Origin of the sequence: Pseudomonas sp. LM13 (assembly GCF_041381355.1) — a bacterium.
In the GTDB taxonomy this organism is placed as follows: Bacteria; Pseudomonadota; Gammaproteobacteria; order Pseudomonadales; family Pseudomonadaceae; genus Stutzerimonas; species Stutzerimonas frequens.
The window spans coordinates 17957-35046 of sequence record NZ_JACBXH010000041.1 but is presented as its reverse complement, the minus strand read 5'-3'; the positions used below and the strand labels follow the sequence as shown (position 1 = coordinate 35046).

Below are 17090 nucleotides of genomic sequence, written 5' to 3'. Positions count from 1 at the left end.
GGGGTTTGGGGAGCAATGGAACCAAAAACCAACGTAAGCCCTACCACCTGCGCTCGGTGCCTTCTTCCCAGGCATCCGCCTCGATGAAGCAGTTGCGCATGTCGGCTTCCTGGCTGATCTCGGTCAGCAGGTCGTGCACGGTCTTGTCCAGCTCGTCGTCGCTTCGATACGAAATGGCCAACTCGTAGTGGCCCGACTCCAGCCGTTTCATGCCGTAGGGTTCCAGGCAGTAGCGCTCGATGTTCTCCTTGGCCCGTTTCCGGCCGCGCACGAACTTGCTGTTATTCACCACCGCCAGGCGCAGGGTGACGGTGGCCACCCGCTCGACAGCGGGCGGCTCTGCCGGCGATGACGACGAGGCCGTGATCTGCTGATCGCGTGACCGGGCGCTCTTCTGGTATGCGCCGATCTCGACACCCCGGTGGCGCAGGTAGCTGTACAGTGTGCTCTTGGAGATGTGTAGCTTCGGCATTCACCGTCAGCATTGAGAACGACAGCTCCCTATCACCTGCAGCAGTTTTCCTCTCCTCCCATAGGCCCGCTATCCCTAGCAGCCGCCCATCGGCACGGGAAATTCGAGTAGGAATAGCCTTGCCTGTTCGCCAGTCGGGCTCATAGATCGCCACCGCAGGGATGATGCAGTGCTGTGCCTTCTTCCATGCCTCCCTGAATGACCGCTTGACCGAGGCCGTCTCAGAACGGGCGTTGTAGGTGGACCGTGCCAGCTTTTTGTCGGCCCAGAAGGGCAGGAGCCCAAACACTCCCACCTCAGCTTCAAATGGCAGCACGGCGTCATCGTACGGGTCGACATTGCGAGGCTTGCGCAGGAACGGCCCGGCATAACCTGGCCACAATTCGAGCTTCTCCTGAGCGTCGAACTCGACACCAAACTCTTCATGGAGTCGCTCTGGGGTAGGGGCTTCGTAACGACTGCACATAACACACCTCTCATACGTCACTGTGCTGCTCGGTGTTGCGGCCCGCAACGCCTTGGCGAGTGGGATCTATGGTTAGGACAATCTCTCACGGCACCCCGCTTACGGGGTACATCCTTATACTGAACGCCAGCCTCCGACCATGGTGAATGCATGTCGATAGATCAGCCCCTCCCTTTCTGGCGCAGAGCAGGAACATTTCTATGGGACTCAGTGCGTGAAGACTGTGGGTATCCTGCAACGCTCATGAAGCTGATTAAGAGCCCAGTCAAACTTAATACGCCCATCCAGGAAACAGCAAAAGGTATTGGCGCAGGAGCGGTTGTTAGGTGGCACGAATTCGGATCTCTTATTTATGAGCGCGGGATATATCGAAGCTGAATGGATGGACCCACTGCCGCACCTATGGTCGGTATGGCTCGACTAGCATCGAATGCGCCCCACTATTGCGCGTTGGCAGCGAGAAGCAGATCGAACGGTGGCGGTGCGACATCCAACAGGTAGATGGCTTCGCCGCGTCGAAATCCGAACTCAAGGAGTTCGCCACCATTGATGACATGGTGGAAAAGAACTCACCCGAGATGATCGACGAGATATCTCCGGAGAAGCTGGCGAAGAATCTAGCTTGGGATGAAATTCGGATCATCAGCCACGTCGATCACGATTATTTCGCCACTTGGGCTTGGGACGGACGCGTCTTTCTGATGAACTCCGGCGGTTCGCATCACTTCGCAGCTGCCAAGTACATCGCGGCGCGGCTTGAACAGCCGGTTGAGCTGACCGGAACCTATAAGATCTACGGGTTATGTGAGCAGGCTATAACAGAACTCAGGCATGAATACGGCATGTTCGTGTTGTCGCATGAGCCTGATGCTTGGTTGGGGTTCAACGAAGCTATGGCTCGCTTCAAGGCAACGTATTATTGGAAGACATTGCCCCGCCCGCACAACCACCAGCGTTGCGCAATTTTTTTACCGCTAAAGGAGAAGCGCTCTGCCATGGTTGCGAGGATTCTCAAGGAAAACAATTTCCAGGACCTAGGCGCTTACTTGGCTGGCCTAGCTGCCCAGTCACAAGCGGTCATCAACAAAGTCAATCCGCCATAATTAGGGTAGTCCAGACCTCAGCGCAACTATCCAATGATAGCTAGTGATCATCCTGACTCTCACAAAGTTTGAGATTGGGATTATCCAGCATCTCAGTTGTGAATACGTCGCCGGGTTTTTTGAGCATATAACCCTTCAGTGTTTTCGTTGTACGAGGTCCAAAGACTTCGCACGTCCAGATGTTATGTCCGTTGCTCTTCTTAACGTGAAGCGGGCGCTCAAGGAGGCTTTGGTTTCCTCTAACTCCACTGCGCAAGCGTCAGCCCTGGAACGTCACAACCAGGCGATTCTTGCTTTGGAAAAGTGCCCGGTTTGCACTGGCAGGGCTCCGCTGGTTTTCCAGAGCCCTGTAGGGTTCAAAGCCAACTGTTTGGATAAAAAATGCGCAACGCGCTATCTGCGCTTGGAGCAGGCCGGGCGTGTTTTTGAGCAGTCAATATCGGAGTCCACTGGGTTTACGGTGGTTGGACGAAGGGCATTTACGATTAGGCAGATGGCTGGCGCCTGAGATGATGCCCGGCCGCTAACGTTCATTTGCGACAGGTTGTGCAGTTGTTCGTCGGTTTGCCAGGCGCTGTGGCACCTCGATACGGCCCACCACGCGTTCTCGACCAAAAACAGCAGGCTGCCTGGGTTGACGAACTTTTGACAAGTCAGCGTCCTGTGCAGGTCTGATATGCAATTTGTGACCAGCCCCAGATCGACGGTTCCCGTAGACGCTGATTGATTCGATGGATTGGTGCCCCGTCATGTAGGCGATGGCCTTATCGCTCTCGCTGGAGGCTTTTAGGTTTGAGCCCAATTGGTGGCGGAAGCTTTTCAGGGTTGGGTGCTGCTTGCGCCTTGGCCACAGCGCTCTGCACTCTTTGCGTAGACGATCCCGAATAGCTGTATTGGTACGTTGGCAGATACGCATACATTTCGCTGCGCCCGCCACAGCCTGGAGCACCGCAGGGTCGTCAATGACCAGTGTTCTGTCGGAGCCCCTATCCTGCGGGACGCTTTTTCCGCCGATGACATGGATGTTGGATTCCACGGCCCTCCGGCCACCCGCCTGGGCAGGCAGCGACGCAAGATTTCTTCACTACCATCGACTAGTAGCTGCAGCTCGATTTATGGCTAGTACTCAAAATCCCCGCTCGCAAAATAGGGCGCCAGACTTTGAGGCACGGTTTAGGCACAGAATTGGCACAGCCCGAAAATGAGTCGAAAAGGAGCGCTGCGGGCAGTACTCACCACAATCTGAGTATCCGCATGGAGATCAATTTTGAGAGATTAGCCAATTCGGGATCTGGATCGGCAGAGCCTTAGGAAAAGGCTTTTAAATCATACAGATATGGCGCACCAGGCGGGATTCGAACCCACGACCCCCGCCTTCGGAGGGCGGTACTCTATCCAGCTGAGCTACTGGTGCGTATATGTTGCGGCGATCTATTTGACCATTAGCTGACACCCTTCTCAACTCGATGAGTATCCTTCGGAGGGCAGTACTCTATCCAGCTGAGCTACGGATGCGTTGCGGGGGGCAATCATACGCATGTCGTTGACGGGCGTCCATGCTGGTGCTGCTGGGCGGATATGCCCGGGTGCGGCTTTTTCGCAGCTGCCGATGACCGGGCCGGCTGGTACCCTTGCGTGTCGCGGCCGGGGGCCGTGGGTGTTCGATGGCAAGGGGATGGAGATGTCAGGCCATATCAAACTCTGGGACGCGCCGCTGCGGCTGTTTCACTGGTTGTTCGCCGGGGCGGTTATCGCGGCCATCGTCACGGGCTGGATCGGCGGCAACCTGATGCTCTGGCATGGCCGGCTCGGTCTGCTGGTGCTGGGGCTGCTGGTGTTCCGTCTGATCTGGGGCTTCGTCGGTTCGACGTACGCCCGCTGGTCACGGATCTTCGCCGCGACGTTCGGTGTGAAGGACTATCTGCAGGGCAACTGGCGCGAAGCCGGGCACAACCCGCTTGGCGCGTTCTCCGTGCTGGCCATGCTGCTGCTGGTGAGCTTCCAGGTTGCCAGCGGCTTGATGGCGACCGACGACATCGCTTTCCAGGGCCCGCTCTATGCGGTAGTCAGCAGCGAAACCGGCAGCGCGCTGAGCGGCCTGCATCGACAGGCGAAGTGGCTGCTTCTGGTGCTGATCGGCATGCACCTTGCGGCCATCATCTATTACACGCTGGTGATGCGCCGGCCACTGGTGCGGGCGATGATCGCGGGAAGGACGCAGCGCGAGCATCCGACGCAGCAGGACGCGCGGGGCGGCTCGCTGCCCACCGCGGTTCTGGCGATCGCGCTGGGTGCGGCTTGCGTATGGGGTGTGCAGGCGGTGGGGGACTGGCTGAAGCCTGAGCCAGCGGCGGTAGCGCCCAGCCTGGACTGGTAAGCCAGCCGACCGGAAGGTGTCGGCTGGCTGCGCGCGATCAGTCGGCGCGGAACTTGTCGTGGCAGGACTTGCAGCTGCCGCCGACGTCGCCGAAGGCCTTCTTGATCGCGGCCTGATCACCTTCTGCGGCGACCTTGGCAAGCTGGTTGGCGGCGGCGGTGAACTTGCGGCCGATCTGCCCGGCCTCATCGAGGTTCTGGAAGAACTCAGGCTTTAGGCGGGTGGCCTTGCCCAGTTGCTCGGTGGTGGTGTCCGGGCTGTACAGGCTACCCATGCCAGAGTTGGCGATGGCGGCGATGGCATTGGCTGCGGCTGCCACCTTGGCCTGGTCGTAGGGCTCCTTGCCGTCGACTACCTGAGCCTTGATCTTGCCCATGTTCCACGACATGAACTGGTAGCCGGCCTGGCGGGTTTCGACCATCTCTTCCGGTTTCATCTGCGCCTGGACGGCAGTGCTGGCCAGCAGGACGGCGGCCACGGCGCCTGTCATCAATGCTTTCACGGTAACTCCTTATCGATCCTTGGTTGTTCGGCGGCTGTGCCGCTCGCGCGCAACTATACCCCGACCCGTACCCGGGTTTGGGTAACAAGGCGTGACAGGCCGCGCAGGCATCAGGCTGGTCAATGGCACGACAATGCCAAGCGCCATGAGCTTGCCGGCCGGCCGGCTGCGGTCCTAGCATGGTCGTTCGCAGTGCAATGCGGCGGCAGGAACCGGGCGGCGAAGGACGGTTCAGATGATCGTCGCGTTCGCCAAACTTTCCGCAGCGGGCCTGCCGCTACGATGCCCGAGGAGACTGCCATGCAACTCAAAGACACCGCGCTGTTCCGCCAGCAGGCCTATATCGATGGCGCCTGGCTGGATGCCGACAGTGGCCAGACCATCAGCGTGAACAACCCGGCCACCGGCGAGATTCTCGGTACGGTGCCGAAGATGGGCGCCGCCGAAACCCGCCGCGCCATCGATGCCGCCGAGCGGGCGCTGCCGGCCTGGCGTGATCTGACCGCCAAGGAGCGCTCGCAGAAGCTGCGTCGCTGGTTCGAGCTGCTGATGGAGAATCAGGACGACCTGGGTCGGCTGATGACGCTGGAGCAGGGCAAGCCGTTGGCCGAAGCCAAGGGCGAGATCGCCTATGCGGCGTCCTTCATCGAGTGGTTCGCCGAGGAAGCCAAGCGCATCTACGGCGACACCATCCCCGGTCACCAGAAGGACAAGCGCATCCTCGTCATCAAGCAGCCGATCGGCGTGACCGCGGCGATCACCCCGTGGAATTTCCCGGCGGCGATGATCACCCGCAAGGCCGGCCCGGCGCTGGCGGCTGGTTGCACCATGGTGATCAAGCCCGCCTCGCAGACGCCGTTCTCGGCGCTGGCGATGGTCGAGCTGGCCGAGCGCGCCGGGATTCCCAAGGGCGTGCTCAGCGTCGTCACCGGCTCGGCCGGTGACATTGGCAACGAGCTGACCGCCAACCCCAAGGTCCGCAAGATTTCCTTCACCGGCTCCACCGAAGTGGGCGCCAAGCTGATGGAGCAGTGCGCGCCGGGGATCAAGAAGGTGTCCCTGGAGCTGGGCGGCAACGCGCCATTTATCGTCTTCGATGATGCCGACCTGGACGAGGCGGTGAAGGGCGCCATGCAGTCCAAGTACCGCAACGCCGGGCAGACCTGTGTATGCGTCAACCGCATCTATGTGCAGGACGGCGTGTATGACGCCTTTGCCGAGAAATTCCAGGCGGCGGTGGCCAAGCTGCGGGTCGGCAACGGCCTGGAAGAGGGCACCGACATCGGCCCGCTGATCGATGATCGTGCCGCCAGCAAGGTCCGCGAGCATATCGAGGATGCCGTCGCCCAAGGTGCGCGACTGGTGGCAGGCGGTCAGGCTCATGCAATGGGTGGCAGCTATTTCGAGCCCACCGTGCTGGTGGACGTGCCGGACAGTGCCAAGGTGGCCAAGGAAGAAACCTTCGGCCCGCTGGCGCCGCTGTTCCGCTTCAAGGACGAGGCCGAGGCGATCGCCAAGGCCAACGACACCGAGTTCGGCCTGGCCTCCTACTTCTATGCCCGCGATCTTGGTCGGGTGTTCCGCGTCGCCGAGGCGTTGGAGTACGGCATGGTCGGCATCAACACCGGACTGATCTCCACCGAAGTGGCGCCGTTCGGCGGTGTGAAATCCTCGGGCCTTGGCCGCGAGGGCTCCAAGTACGGCATCGAGGACTACCTGGAGATCAAGTATCTCTGCATGGGTATCTGAGCGACCTGCGACAGCTAGCCTCAGGGTCAGAGGCTGGCTGTATGCCATCAGTCCGTGCAGAATCGCGCCCCCATTGGCGCGATTCTCGTCTCGAGGATCTCTCGCCATCGACCTACCCCGTCGCTAGGCTGTGGTGACATCTCCAGCGAGCCGTGCAGTGAGCCTCTCTGCCCAAGTTTCCTTCGTTCTGGTTGCCTACAACGAGCCCTGGCGCGCGGACCAGCTTTGTCAGCTGGTGCGCGAACTGCGCCCCGGTATGCGTGTGCAACCCGCGGCGGACGGGCATGCCGCGCTGGAGCTGTGCAAGCGTCAGGTGCCCAGCCTGTTGATCATCGATGGTGAGCTGGAAGGTCTCGATGGTCGCCAGCTGTTGCGTGAACTGCGTCGTCACGGCCCGACCCAGCGCCTGCCCTGCGTGCTGATCAGCGCGCGTACCGATACCGCCAGCGTCCGCACCGTGCTGCCTTTGGCGCCCGCCGCGTACCTGGGCAAACCCTACGATCTCGACGACCTGCGCCAGCGGCTGGACAGGTTGCTGCCGCGCTCGGCCGGACGTGCCGGGGTAACGACGCCTGCTCCGGCAGACACTGTGGAGAGCTTTCTCGAGCGCATGCGCCCGCATAACCGCGGCGCGCCGCTGCAGGAGGCGGTGCTGGTCGCCCTGCAGCGCCTGCAAGGCGGTGATCAGGATTTTGCCGAGCTCGAAGAGCTACTGACCCGCGATCCGCAGGTCACGGCCCGGCTGATCAGCGTCGCCAGCAATGGCTCGGCGCAGCCGGCGGCGCCCTGCCTCGGCCTGGCGCAGGCGAGACGTCAGCTCGGTGCGGCGCGCAGTCTGCAATTGGTGACCGAGCTGGCCCTGCAACACAACGCGCGGTTGCCCGAGCCTCGCCTCGCCGAGCTTGCCGGCCAGCTCGGTCATCAGGCGCTGCGCACGGCACGGCTGGCGAGCTGGCTGGCGCGCCAGCTGAAGCTGGATGTCGAGCTCTGTTTCAGCGCCGGGCTTTTGCAGAACATCGGCGAGCTGGCGCTGCTGCGCAGCCTGCAGGAATGGCTCGACAGTGGCGGCGCGCTGGATGAAGCGGATCTGCAACGCTGCCTGCGCGAGCGCGCGGCCGGCTTCGGCTCGGCACTGCGGGCACAGTGGGCGCTGCCGCTGGAGCTGCGCCAGGTAATCAGCGCCTACTACGCGCTGGGTGCCGGTGTCCTGCGCCGCGAAGCGCTGGTACTCAACCTGACGCGGCTGCTGATCGAACTGCCCGCCGATGCCGAGCCGGCCAGTCTGGCCGGCGAGCGAACGGTGCGCCTGCTGCGCATCGATCCTGATCTGCTGGCGCGCGCGCCTCGCCATGCCGTCGCGGGCTAGCCTGCTTCTGATCCGACATTCCCTGTATTGATAGCCGCGACCGATCGCCCCTGGGTCGCGCACCATCCCTTGTCTGGCGCGGCTCTGCGCCTTCTTTTCGCGCGAATGCGCTGGCCGTGTGGTGCTATCGACACGCGGAAATGAGTCATTTATTCTGCAGTGCGAAACATGATTCCGTGAAATTACAATTCCAATCAGCATTTCACAAAGCGGAGGCCAGTCATGACAGATGTCGTACGGCTCGAAGTTCAGGGCGATATCGCGCTGATCACGGTCAACAATCCACCGGTCAACGCTCTCGGCCAGGCGGTGCGCGAGGGGCTGCTGAAGGCCTTTCAGCGTGCCGAAGCGGACCAGCAGGTGCGCGCCGTGGCGCTGGTGTGCGAGGGCAACACCTTTATCGCCGGCGCTGACATCAAGGAATTCGGCAAGCCGCCGCAGGCGCCGAGCCTGCCCGAGGTGATCGAGATCATCGAGGGCTGCAGCAAGCCGAGCGTCGCCGTCATTCATGGCACCGCGCTCGGTGGCGGGCTGGAAGTCGCGTTGGGCTGTCATTACCGCATCGCCCGCAAGGACGCCAAGGTCGGCCTGCCGGAAGTGAAGCTGGGTTTGTTGCCGGGCGCCGGCGGCACCCAGCGGCTACCGCGTCTGGCCGGTGTCGAGAAGGCACTGGAGATGATCGTCAGCGGCACGCCAATCAGTGCTGCCGAGGCGGTCGAGCACAGCATCGTCGACGAGCTGTTCGAGGGTGATCTGGTGAACGCTGGCCTGGCCTATGCCCGTCGTATGGTCGATGAAGGCCGCGCACCGCGACGCACTGGCGAGCAGACCAGAGGCCTTGAGGGCGCCGACAACGAGGCGCTGATTCGCGCCAAGCACGCTGAAGTGGCCAAGCGCATGCCGGGGCTGTTCTCGCCGTTGCGTTGCATCGCGGCGGTCGAGGCGGCCACCAAGCTGCCGTTGGCCGAAGGCCTCAAGCGCGAGCGTGAACTGTTCGCCGAGTGCCTGAACTCGCCACAGCGTGGTGCTCTGGTTCATTCGTTCTTCGCCGAGCGTCAGGCCGGCAAGATCAACGATCTCTCGGCAGACGTGAAACCTCGCTCGATCAACACAGCCGCGGTGATCGGTGGCGGCACCATGGGTGTCGGTATCGCGCTGAGCTTCGCCAATGCCGGGGTGCCGGTGAAGCTGCTGGAAATCAATGAGCAAGCCCTGCAACGCGGCCTGCAGCGCGCCCGTGACACCTACGCGGCGAGCGTCAAACGCGGCAGCCTGACCGAGGATGCGATGGAGCAGCGCCTCGCGCTGATCACCGGCGTCACCGACTACGCCGCCCTGGCCGATGCCGACGTGGTGGTCGAGGCGGTGTTCGAGGACATGGGTGTCAAGCAGCAGGTCTTCGAGCAACTGGACGCCGTGTGTAAGCCGGGCGCGATTCTCGCCTCCAATACGTCGTCACTCGATCTGAACGCCATCGCCGCCTTCACCAAACGTCCCGAGGACGTGGTCGGCCTGCATTTCTTCAGCCCGGCCAACGTCATGCGCCTGCTGGAAGTGGTGCGCGGCGATAAGACCAGCGATGAAGTGCTCGCCACCGCCATGGCGATCGGCAAGCAGCTGAAGAAGGTCTCGGTGGTGGTCGGCGTCTGCGACGGCTTCGTCGGCAACCGCATGGTCTTCCAGTACGGGCGGGAGGCGGAATTCCTGTTGGAGGAGGGCGCCACGCCGCAGCAGGTCGACGCTGCGCTGCGCAACTTCGGTATGGCCATGGGACCGTTTGCCATGCGCGACTTGTCTGGTCTCGACATCGGCCAGGCGATCCGCAAGCGCCAGCGCGCAACCCTGCCGGCGCACCTGGATTTCCCCACCGTCTCCGACAAGCTTTGCGCCGCCGGCATGCTGGGGCAGAAGACCGGTGCCGGCTACTACCGCTACGAGCCGGGCAACCGCACGCCGCTGGAGAACCCCGAACTCGTGCCTATGCTGGAAGCAGCGTCTCGAGAAAAGGGCATCGAGCGAAAGGCGCTGGACGAGCAGTACATCGTCGAGCGGACCATCTTCGCGCTGGTTAACGAGGGCGCGAAGATCCTTGAAGAGGGCATTGCCCAGCGCTCCAGTGATATCGACGTCATCTACCTCAACGGCTACGGCTTCCCGGCCTTCCGCGGCGGGCCGATGTTCTATGCCGACAGCGTCGGCCTGGACCGAGTGCTGGCGCGGGTCAAGGAGCTGCACGCACGTTGCGGCGACTGGTGGAAGCCGGCGCCATTGCTGGAAAAACTGGCCGCCGAAGGCCGCACCTTCACCGAATGGCAGGCCGGGCAATGAACGCGACCCGCCTGCAATCCGAACGCACCATGAGGACTTTCCCATGAACGTCAACTACACGGCCGAAGAGCTCGCCTTCCGCGATGAAGTACGCGCCTTTCTGAAAAGCGAGCTGCCGGCGGACATCGCCGCCAAGGTCAAGCTCGGCAAGCACATGTCCAAAGCGGATCACGAGCGCTGGCAGCAGATCCTGGTCAAGCGCGGCTGGTATGCGCCGGGCTGGCCGGTGGAGCTGGGCGGCACCACCTGGGGCCCGGTCGAGAAGCACATCTTCGACGAGGAGTGCTCGGCCTTCGGCGCGCCGCGTACCGTGCCCTTTGGCGTCAACATGGTCGCCCCGGTGATCATCAAGTTCGGCACCCAGCAGCAGATCGACCATTACCTGCCGCGCATCCTCTCCGGTGAGGACTGGTGGTGCCAGGGCTATTCCGAGCCCGGTGCCGGCTCCGACCTGGCCAGCCTGAAGACCCGCGCCGTACGCGACGGCGACCATTATGTGGTGAACGGCCAGAAGACCTGGACCACCCTCGGCCAGCACGCCAACATGATTTTCTGCCTGGTGCGCACCGACCCCGAAGCCCAGCAGCAGCGCGGCATCAGCTTCCTGTTGATCGACATGAAAAGCCCGGGCATCAGCGTGCGGCCGATCATCACCCTGGACGGCGACCACGAGGTCAACGAAGTCTTCTTCGACAACGTCCGCGTGCCGGTGGAGAACCTAGTCGGCGAGGAAAACCAGGGCTGGACCTGCGCCAAGTACCTGCTGACCCACGAGCGCACGGGCCTGGCCGGCATCGGCTCTTCGAAGGCGGTGTTGGCGCATCTGAAGCGCATCGCGATGAAGGAAGTCTGCGACGGCAAGCCGATGCTTGAAGACCCGCTGTTCCGCGCTCAGGTCGCGGAGGTCGAGATGCAGCTGATGGCCATCGAGATGAGCACCCTGCGCATCCTCGCCGCGGCGAAGGAAGGCGGCGTGCCCGGTGCCGAGTCGTCGATTCTCAAGGTCAAGGGCACCGAGATTCGCCAGGCGATCACTCACCTGTTGCGCAAGGTTATCGGGCCGTACGCGCTGCCGTTCCTCGAAGAAGAGCTGCAGCTGGGCTATGACGGCGAGCTGCTGCATGCCGACTACAGCGCGTCGCTGGCAGGCGACTACTTCAACATGCGCAAGCTGTCGATCTTCGGCGGCTCCAACGAAATCCAGAAGAACATCGTCTCGAAGATGATTCTCGAGCTGTAAGGGGGCACCGCAATGGACTTCAAACTGACTGAAGAGCAGCAAATGCTGCAAGACACCGCGGCGCGCCTGGTGCGCGACGCCTACCCGTTCGAGCAGCGCGAGAAATTCAGCGAGTCGGAGCTGGGCTTCTCCACCGAGTTCTGGGGGCAACTGGGCGAGCTGGGCCTGACCGCCGTACCGTTCGCCGAAGAGATCGGCGGCTTTGGCGGCGGCGGCGTGGAAACCATGCTGGTAATGACCGAGCTGGGCCGCGGCCTGACGCTGGAGCCGTATCTGCAATCGGTTATCTATGGCGGCGGCCTGCTCAGCCAGCTGGGCAGCGACGCGCAGAAAGAGGATCTGCTACCGCAGGTCGCGGCCGGTTCGCTGCAACTGGCTGTGGCCTTCGACGAGCCGCAGAGCCACTACAACCTCCACGACGTACAGACCAAGGCCGAGGCGGTCGACGGCGGCTATCGCCTGTCCGGGCGCAAGGCCGTGGTGATTGGCGGGCACAGCGCCGGCAGGATCATCGTCTCGGCGCGCACCGCCGGCGATAGCCGCGACGAAACCGGCATCAGCCTGTTCCTCGTCGATCCGAACGCCCAGGGCGTGAGCCGTCGCGTCTACCCGACCATCGACGGGCGCAAGGGCTGCGAGCTGTTCCTCGACAACGTGCAGGTCGGTGCTGACGCGCTGCTTGGCGAGATCGGCAATGCACTGCCTGCCCTGCGCTACCAGCAAGGCCGCGCCATCGCCGCGCAGTGCGCCGATGCGCTGGGCAGCATGGACGAAGCCTGCAAGCTGACCCTGGATTACCTGAAGACGCGCAAACAGTTCGGCGTGCCAATCGGTAAGTTCCAAGTGCTGCAGCACCGCATGGTGGACATGCAGACCGAGCTGGAGCAGGCCACCAGCATGGCGATCCTCGCCGCGACCTTTGCCGACGGCGAAGATAACGACGAGCGTAGTCGCATCATCGCCGCCGCCAAATACATCTGCGCCCGCGCCGCACGCAAGGTGGCCGAGGAAGCGATCCAGCTGCACGGCGGCATCGGCATGACCTGGGAATACAACCTCGCCCACCACGCCAAGCGCCTGGTGATGATCGCCCACCAGTTCGGTGACGACGACCACCATCTGAAGGCGTACGCCAAGTTGATGCAGGTGGCGTAACGCGCCAATCGCGACACACGACCGGGCCTCTGTGGCCCGGTTTTGCTTTGCAGAGATAGGGTCAGGTGCTTAGCCGACTGCGGGCAGGTGTGGCGGGGCATCGTCTTCACTTCTGTAGGGCGGCGTTCCGCTTCAGCTCGCGCCAGCAACCAAACGGTGGGCTGAAGCCCACCCTACGGCGCTGCGCGCAAGGTGGCAGTCTCGTAGGGTGGAAGACGGCGAAGCCTCTTCCGCCGTTGCGTGCCACTCGGGGCGTGCCATGGCCGGCACGCTCGCGAGGTGATCGTTCACACCGGTGGCAGTTCGTAGGGTGGATGTCGCTTTTCAAATCCACGCGGTTGGGTCGGCACCCGTGGATCGGTGGATCGGTGGATCGGTGGGGCGGTGGATCGGTGGATCGGTGAAGCGCGATCCACCCCGCGCCTGGCGTCCCGCGTCCGATCAGGCCGGTTTCGCCTCTACCTCGGCTGGCGCCGCACCCTGCGGCTTCCATTCCTGCAAGCGATCCAGGCTGCCGCGGTAGTGCTTGAGCCCCATGCCGAGCAGGATCATCGCGCCGACAAGGGCGATGCCGGTGACGATCAGCAGCGAATAGCGCAGGGCGTTGTCGTCGCCGAAGACGAAATCGGTGCCCAGCGCCACCGCGGTCGGGCCAATGCCCAGGCCGACCATGGTGATGACGAACAGGTATACCGCCGACGCCTGGCCGCGCATGGAGTTGGGCATGATCTCCTGGATCGCCGCCGGGCCCACGCCGAAGGGCATGGCGATGGTGAAGACGTGCAGGGCGATCAGCGCCAGCGCCAGTTCGCCGGTGCCGGCCAGGTAGGCGAGGTTGAGCGGGAGGGTCAGCGCAGCGGAGATGATGCCGACGCGCAGCGGCGCGTCGCGATAACCGCGGCGGTGCAACAGGTCCGACAGCCGCCCGCCGGCGATGATGCCGATCGAGCCGGCCACTGCCACCACCGAGCCGTAGAGCACGCCGACGTCGCTGGCCGACCAGCCGTAGGTGCGGATGAAGAACGTCGGAATCCACGCCGAACTGCCGTAGGCGGCGAACGCCAGGCAGGCGAAGCCGAAGTTGTGACAGAGCACGGTGCGACGGTTCTGGCGGATGTAGCCGGCCACTTCGCTCAACGGCACCTCGACGCCGGCGCCGACGCCCTTGCGCGACGGCTCGCGGATCAGCAAGAGCACGGCGGTGAAGAGCACACCGGCCGCGCCGAGTACGAGGAAGATCAGCTGCCACGGGCGCACCATGCCGAGCATCGGCAGCTCCACATCGCCCTGTGCGGAGGCGAACTTGACCACCAGTCCGCCGAGCAGAAAGGCCAGGCCTGAGCCGATGTAGATGCCCATCGAATAGACGCTCATCGCGGTGCCGCGCAGCTTTGGCGGAAAGCTGTCGGCGATCAGCGAATAGGCCGAGGGCGATAGCGCCGCCTCGCCGACACCGACGCCGATGCGGAACACGAGGAACTGCCAGAAGGTCTTGGCCGTGCCGCACAGCGCGGTCATCAGGCTCCACACCAGCACACCGATGGCGATGATGCCGCGGCGGCTCTTGCGGTCGGCCAGGCGCCCGATGGGCACGCCGCAGATGGTGTAGAACACCGCGAAGGAGAAGCCCATCAGCAGGCTCATGTGGGTGTCGGTGATGTCCAGATCGCGGCGGATCGGTTCGACCAGCAGGTTGAGAATCTGCCGGTCAACGAAGGACAGCACGTAGGCGAGCATGAGGATGGCGACCGTGACCCAGGCGCGGGCACTCGAGGGGTAGCCGTTATTGTTGTTGTGCATGGCAAGGCTCCATTGGCGAGGAGGGCTGTAACCAGCCCATCCTCACTTTTGTCGGAGATCAGCCATACGGCAAGGTGAATAACCCTCGCATATGTTTCGAAATATGCTAGCAGTGTTCCGCTCTGCGAAACCGATAGTTAGGAGTCACGCCACCGTTTGTTGTTGACCCGGCATCAGCTCTGGCAACAAGCGGGGCGTCCAGAGGCTGTCGGCGAAACCGCGACGGAAGAAGCCGAAGTGGCCGATCCGCGTGGCGCCGATTTCCGCGGGCGCGATGCGCTGCATGGTTTTTGGTGCCGAGCTGTAGAAGCCATGCAGGGATTCGGTGTTGCGCGCCGACATCATTTCGTCGTCGCTGAAGGACAGCGAAGTCAGGGGTGTGCGCACGGCTGCGAAGGCCTGGCGCATGGGCTCGCCCTCGACACCGACCAGGTAGTCCGGATGAAGACACCAGCGCCGCCACTGGCGAATCACCCCGGCGGGCAGGTCGCCGACCGCCCCGATGCGTCCGCCCGGGAAGTAGCCGGCCACCGCGGTCAGCACGGGCGCCAGGCCATGCCAGAGCAGCCAGGCCTTGTTGCGGATCTGCGGACTGTTCTCGCGCCAGTAGCCGCTGCCGGCGGCGATGGTGACGATGCGGGTCAGGCACTCATGGCCTTTGACCAGCGGCAGGATCTGCGCCCCGACACTGTGGCCGATCCAGTAAAGCGGCAGCTCACCGGCGGCCTCGGCGGCCCTGGCCAGCACCGCGCTGCAGTCGTGGCGCGCCCAGTCGAGTATGTCGACGTTCAACTGGCGAAGCGGCACCCGCCGTGAGCGCCCCATGCCCAGATAATCGAAGGTCACCGCCAGGTAGCCCTGGCCGGCCAGCCAGGTGGCGAAGTCGGTATAGAAGCGCTGCGGCACGCCCATCGCCGGCGCGATCAGCACGACGCCGCATGGCGGGCTGCTCGGCTGATACCAGTGGCTGGACAGGGCGTGGCCGTTGCCGTTGTCGATGGAGCGTTCTTCAACCTGTATCGTCGCCATCTTGTTGTTCTCCGCGCTTCTGCGATTGCTGCGATCGGTGCAGTATACGAAGGGTAGAAGATAATTCTAGAAAATTATTCTAGTTCAGACTGGAGGCCGGATGGCCCGTAGTAGCCGCAAGCAGGAAATCCTTCAGGCCGCACTCGCCTGTTTCACCGAGTTCGGTGTCGAGGCGACCACCATCGAGATGATTCGTGATCGCTCCGGCGCCAGCATCGGCAGCCTCTATCACCACTTCGGCAATCGCGAGCGGATCATCGCCGCGCTGTATCTGGAAGGCATCGGCGAGTATGCCGCGTTGCTCGAAGCCGGGCTGATCGAGACGCTGGATGCCGAGGCCTGCGTCCGGCTGTTCGTCACCAGCTATATCGACTGGGTGGTGGCCAATCCGGACTGGGCGCGTTTCGTCCTGCACAACCGCGGGCGGGTCGAGGCCGGGGAGATGGGCGAACGGCTGCGCGAGGTCAATCGCGCCCACGGTGAGCGGGTCGGAGCGATTCTGCGGCGGCATCGCGAAAGCGGGGCGTTCCGGCGGATGCCAGGCGACTGCTTCCTGGCAGTGGTGATCGGCCCCTGCCACGACATGGCGCGTAACTGGCTGGCGGGACGCTCCCGTACCGCGCTGGCCGACTGCCGCGAGCTGCTCGCGGAAATCGCCTGGGCCAGCGTCAGGGCCTGACGATCAGACGCCGAGGCTCTCGATATCGCGGGCGAGCATTTCCAGCTGGTGGGCCAGCGAGTTCTTCAGGGTGTCCTCGCTGAGCTGGAATGACGGCGCGCCACAGGTGAGCGCCATGATGCTGCCGTCGGCCAGGTGCAGCGGCACACCGGCGGCCATCACGTTGCGGTCCCAGTCGCCGAGCGACAGGCAGAAGCCGTGACGGGCGAATTCCTCGAACGACGCCTGCAGCGAGTCGCGGATCGCCGCCCAGCCATCCCCATACTTGGCGGCCAGAGCGGCCATCAGATGCTCGCGTTCCTTCTCGGGGGTGGCGGCGAGAAAGGCGCGCCCGGCGGCGGTGGTGGCCAGCGGCAGGCGCACGCCGGCGTCCATGCGCAGGGTGGTGACCTCGGCCGGGCGGCAGTTTTCCACGTAGATCATCGACAGCCGGTCGCGGCAGGTCAGACCCACGGTGGTGTTGGTGCGGCGGGCGAATTCGTCCATGTACGGCTTGGCCAGCTGGCGCACCCGCAGGTTGGAGACGTAGGCGTAGCCCAGCGCCAGCACGCCGGAGTCGAGCTGGTATTTCTCCAGCTGCTGCGAATAGCTGAGGTAGCCGAGCTTGGTCAGCGTGTAGGTCATGCGCGACACCGTGGGCTTGGGTAGCCCGGTGATGCGTGCGATGTCCTGGTTGCCCATCACCACCGAGCCATGGGTGAAGGCACGCAGCACGTCCAGCCCACGGGCCAGGGCCTCGACGAACTTGCGATCCTTGGGGGTGCCGGTGTCTTCGATGTCGTCGCTCATGGTCTCGGTCTTTCTGGCTAGTGGGCAGCGGGGGC

Annotated in this window: 14 protein-coding genes, 1 tRNA gene and 1 pseudogene; 8 read left to right on the top strand and 8 right to left on the bottom strand. The window is 63.5% G+C overall.

Going from position 1 to position 17090, the window contains the following annotated elements:
* Positions 1-40 precede the first annotated feature (40 nt).
* Positions 41-472: a transposase gene (locus HZR81_RS19730; protein WP_454910451.1), complete on the bottom strand. Its 432-nt coding sequence runs from the start codon at positions 470-472 to the stop codon at positions 41-43.
* Positions 473-518: 46 nt separating this feature from the next.
* Positions 519-938 (bottom strand): annotated as a pseudogene (locus HZR81_RS19725) (SOS response-associated peptidase family protein); the annotation flags it as partial.
* Between the two features lie 443 nt (positions 939-1381).
* Between HZR81_RS19725 and HZR81_RS19720 the strand changes: the two are divergent.
* Complete coding sequence (locus HZR81_RS19720; protein ID WP_500129043.1) at positions 1382-2041, top strand: DUF6685 family protein; 660 nt, start codon at positions 1382-1384, stop codon at positions 2039-2041.
* 40 nt (positions 2042-2081) lie between these two features.
* Here the strand turns inward: HZR81_RS19720 and HZR81_RS19715 are convergent, their stop codons facing one another.
* Together HZR81_RS19715 and HZR81_RS19710 are read right to left on the bottom strand one after the other, a co-directional pair.
* A complete protein-coding gene (locus HZR81_RS19715) occupies positions 2082-2297 on the bottom strand; it encodes a conjugal transfer nickase/helicase domain-containing protein (protein ID WP_500129042.1) in 216 nt (71 codons plus the stop codon).
* A gap of 1081 nt (positions 2298-3378) precedes the next feature.
* Positions 3379-3455: transfer RNA gene (locus tag HZR81_RS19710), tRNA-Arg, on the bottom strand.
* Between the two features lie 261 nt (positions 3456-3716).
* Between HZR81_RS19710 and HZR81_RS19705 the strand changes: the two genes are divergently transcribed.
* A complete protein-coding gene (locus HZR81_RS19705) occupies positions 3717-4418 on the top strand; it encodes a cytochrome b/b6 domain-containing protein (protein WP_500129041.1) in 702 nt (233 codons plus the stop codon).
* 37 nt (positions 4419-4455) lie between these two features.
* Here the strand turns inward: HZR81_RS19705 and HZR81_RS19700 are convergent, their stop codons facing one another.
* On the bottom strand, positions 4456-4908 hold the full coding sequence (locus tag HZR81_RS19700) for a c-type cytochrome (protein WP_102839199.1): 453 nt from the start codon (positions 4906-4908) through the stop codon (positions 4456-4458).
* Positions 4909-5220: 312 nt separating this feature from the next.
* On the opposite strand from HZR81_RS19700, the gene gabD reads away from it, so the two are divergent.
* From gabD to HZR81_RS19675, 5 genes are all read left to right on the top strand, one after another.
* On the top strand, positions 5221-6669 hold the full coding sequence (gene gabD / locus HZR81_RS19695; protein ID WP_256518349.1) for an NADP-dependent succinate-semialdehyde dehydrogenase: 1449 nt from the start codon (positions 5221-5223) through the stop codon (positions 6667-6669).
* A gap of 157 nt (positions 6670-6826) precedes the next feature.
* A complete protein-coding gene (locus HZR81_RS19690; RefSeq protein WP_500129040.1) occupies positions 6827-8035 on the top strand; it encodes an HDOD domain-containing protein in 1209 nt (402 codons plus the stop codon).
* Positions 8036-8257: 222 nt separating this feature from the next.
* Positions 8258-10363, top strand: coding sequence for a 3-hydroxyacyl-CoA dehydrogenase NAD-binding domain-containing protein (locus HZR81_RS19685; RefSeq protein WP_500129039.1), 2106 nt, complete (start codon positions 8258-8260; stop codon positions 10361-10363).
* 43 nt (positions 10364-10406) lie between these two features.
* On the top strand, positions 10407-11603 hold the full coding sequence (locus HZR81_RS19680; protein ID WP_500129038.1) for an acyl-CoA dehydrogenase family protein: 1197 nt from the start codon (positions 10407-10409) through the stop codon (positions 11601-11603).
* 12 nt (positions 11604-11615) lie between these two features.
* Positions 11616-12758 carry an acyl-CoA dehydrogenase family protein gene (locus tag HZR81_RS19675; RefSeq protein WP_500129037.1) on the top strand — a complete coding sequence of 381 codons (1143 nt, stop codon included), beginning with the start codon at positions 11616-11618 and terminating at the stop codon, positions 12756-12758.
* A gap of 441 nt (positions 12759-13199) precedes the next feature.
* Here the strand turns inward: HZR81_RS19675 and HZR81_RS19670 are convergent, their stop codons facing one another.
* Positions 13200-14558: a spinster family MFS transporter gene (locus tag HZR81_RS19670; RefSeq protein WP_500129036.1), complete on the bottom strand. Its 1359-nt coding sequence runs from the start codon at positions 14556-14558 to the stop codon at positions 13200-13202.
* 144 nt (positions 14559-14702) lie between these two features.
* Positions 14703-15587 carry an alpha/beta hydrolase family protein gene (locus HZR81_RS19665; RefSeq protein WP_500129035.1) on the bottom strand — a complete coding sequence of 295 codons (885 nt, stop codon included), beginning with the start codon at positions 15585-15587 and terminating at the stop codon, positions 14703-14705.
* A gap of 100 nt (positions 15588-15687) precedes the next feature.
* Here HZR81_RS19665 and HZR81_RS19660 point away from each other — a divergent pair, with 100 nt between their 5' ends.
* A complete protein-coding gene (locus HZR81_RS19660; RefSeq protein ID WP_125867646.1) occupies positions 15688-16266 on the top strand; it encodes a TetR/AcrR family transcriptional regulator in 579 nt (192 codons plus the stop codon).
* A 3-nt stretch (positions 16267-16269) separates the two neighbouring features.
* Here the strand turns inward: HZR81_RS19660 and HZR81_RS19655 are convergent, their stop codons facing one another.
* A complete protein-coding gene (locus HZR81_RS19655; protein ID WP_003284189.1) occupies positions 16270-17055 on the bottom strand; it encodes an IclR family transcriptional regulator in 786 nt (261 codons plus the stop codon).
* Positions 17056-17090 lie beyond the last annotated feature (35 nt).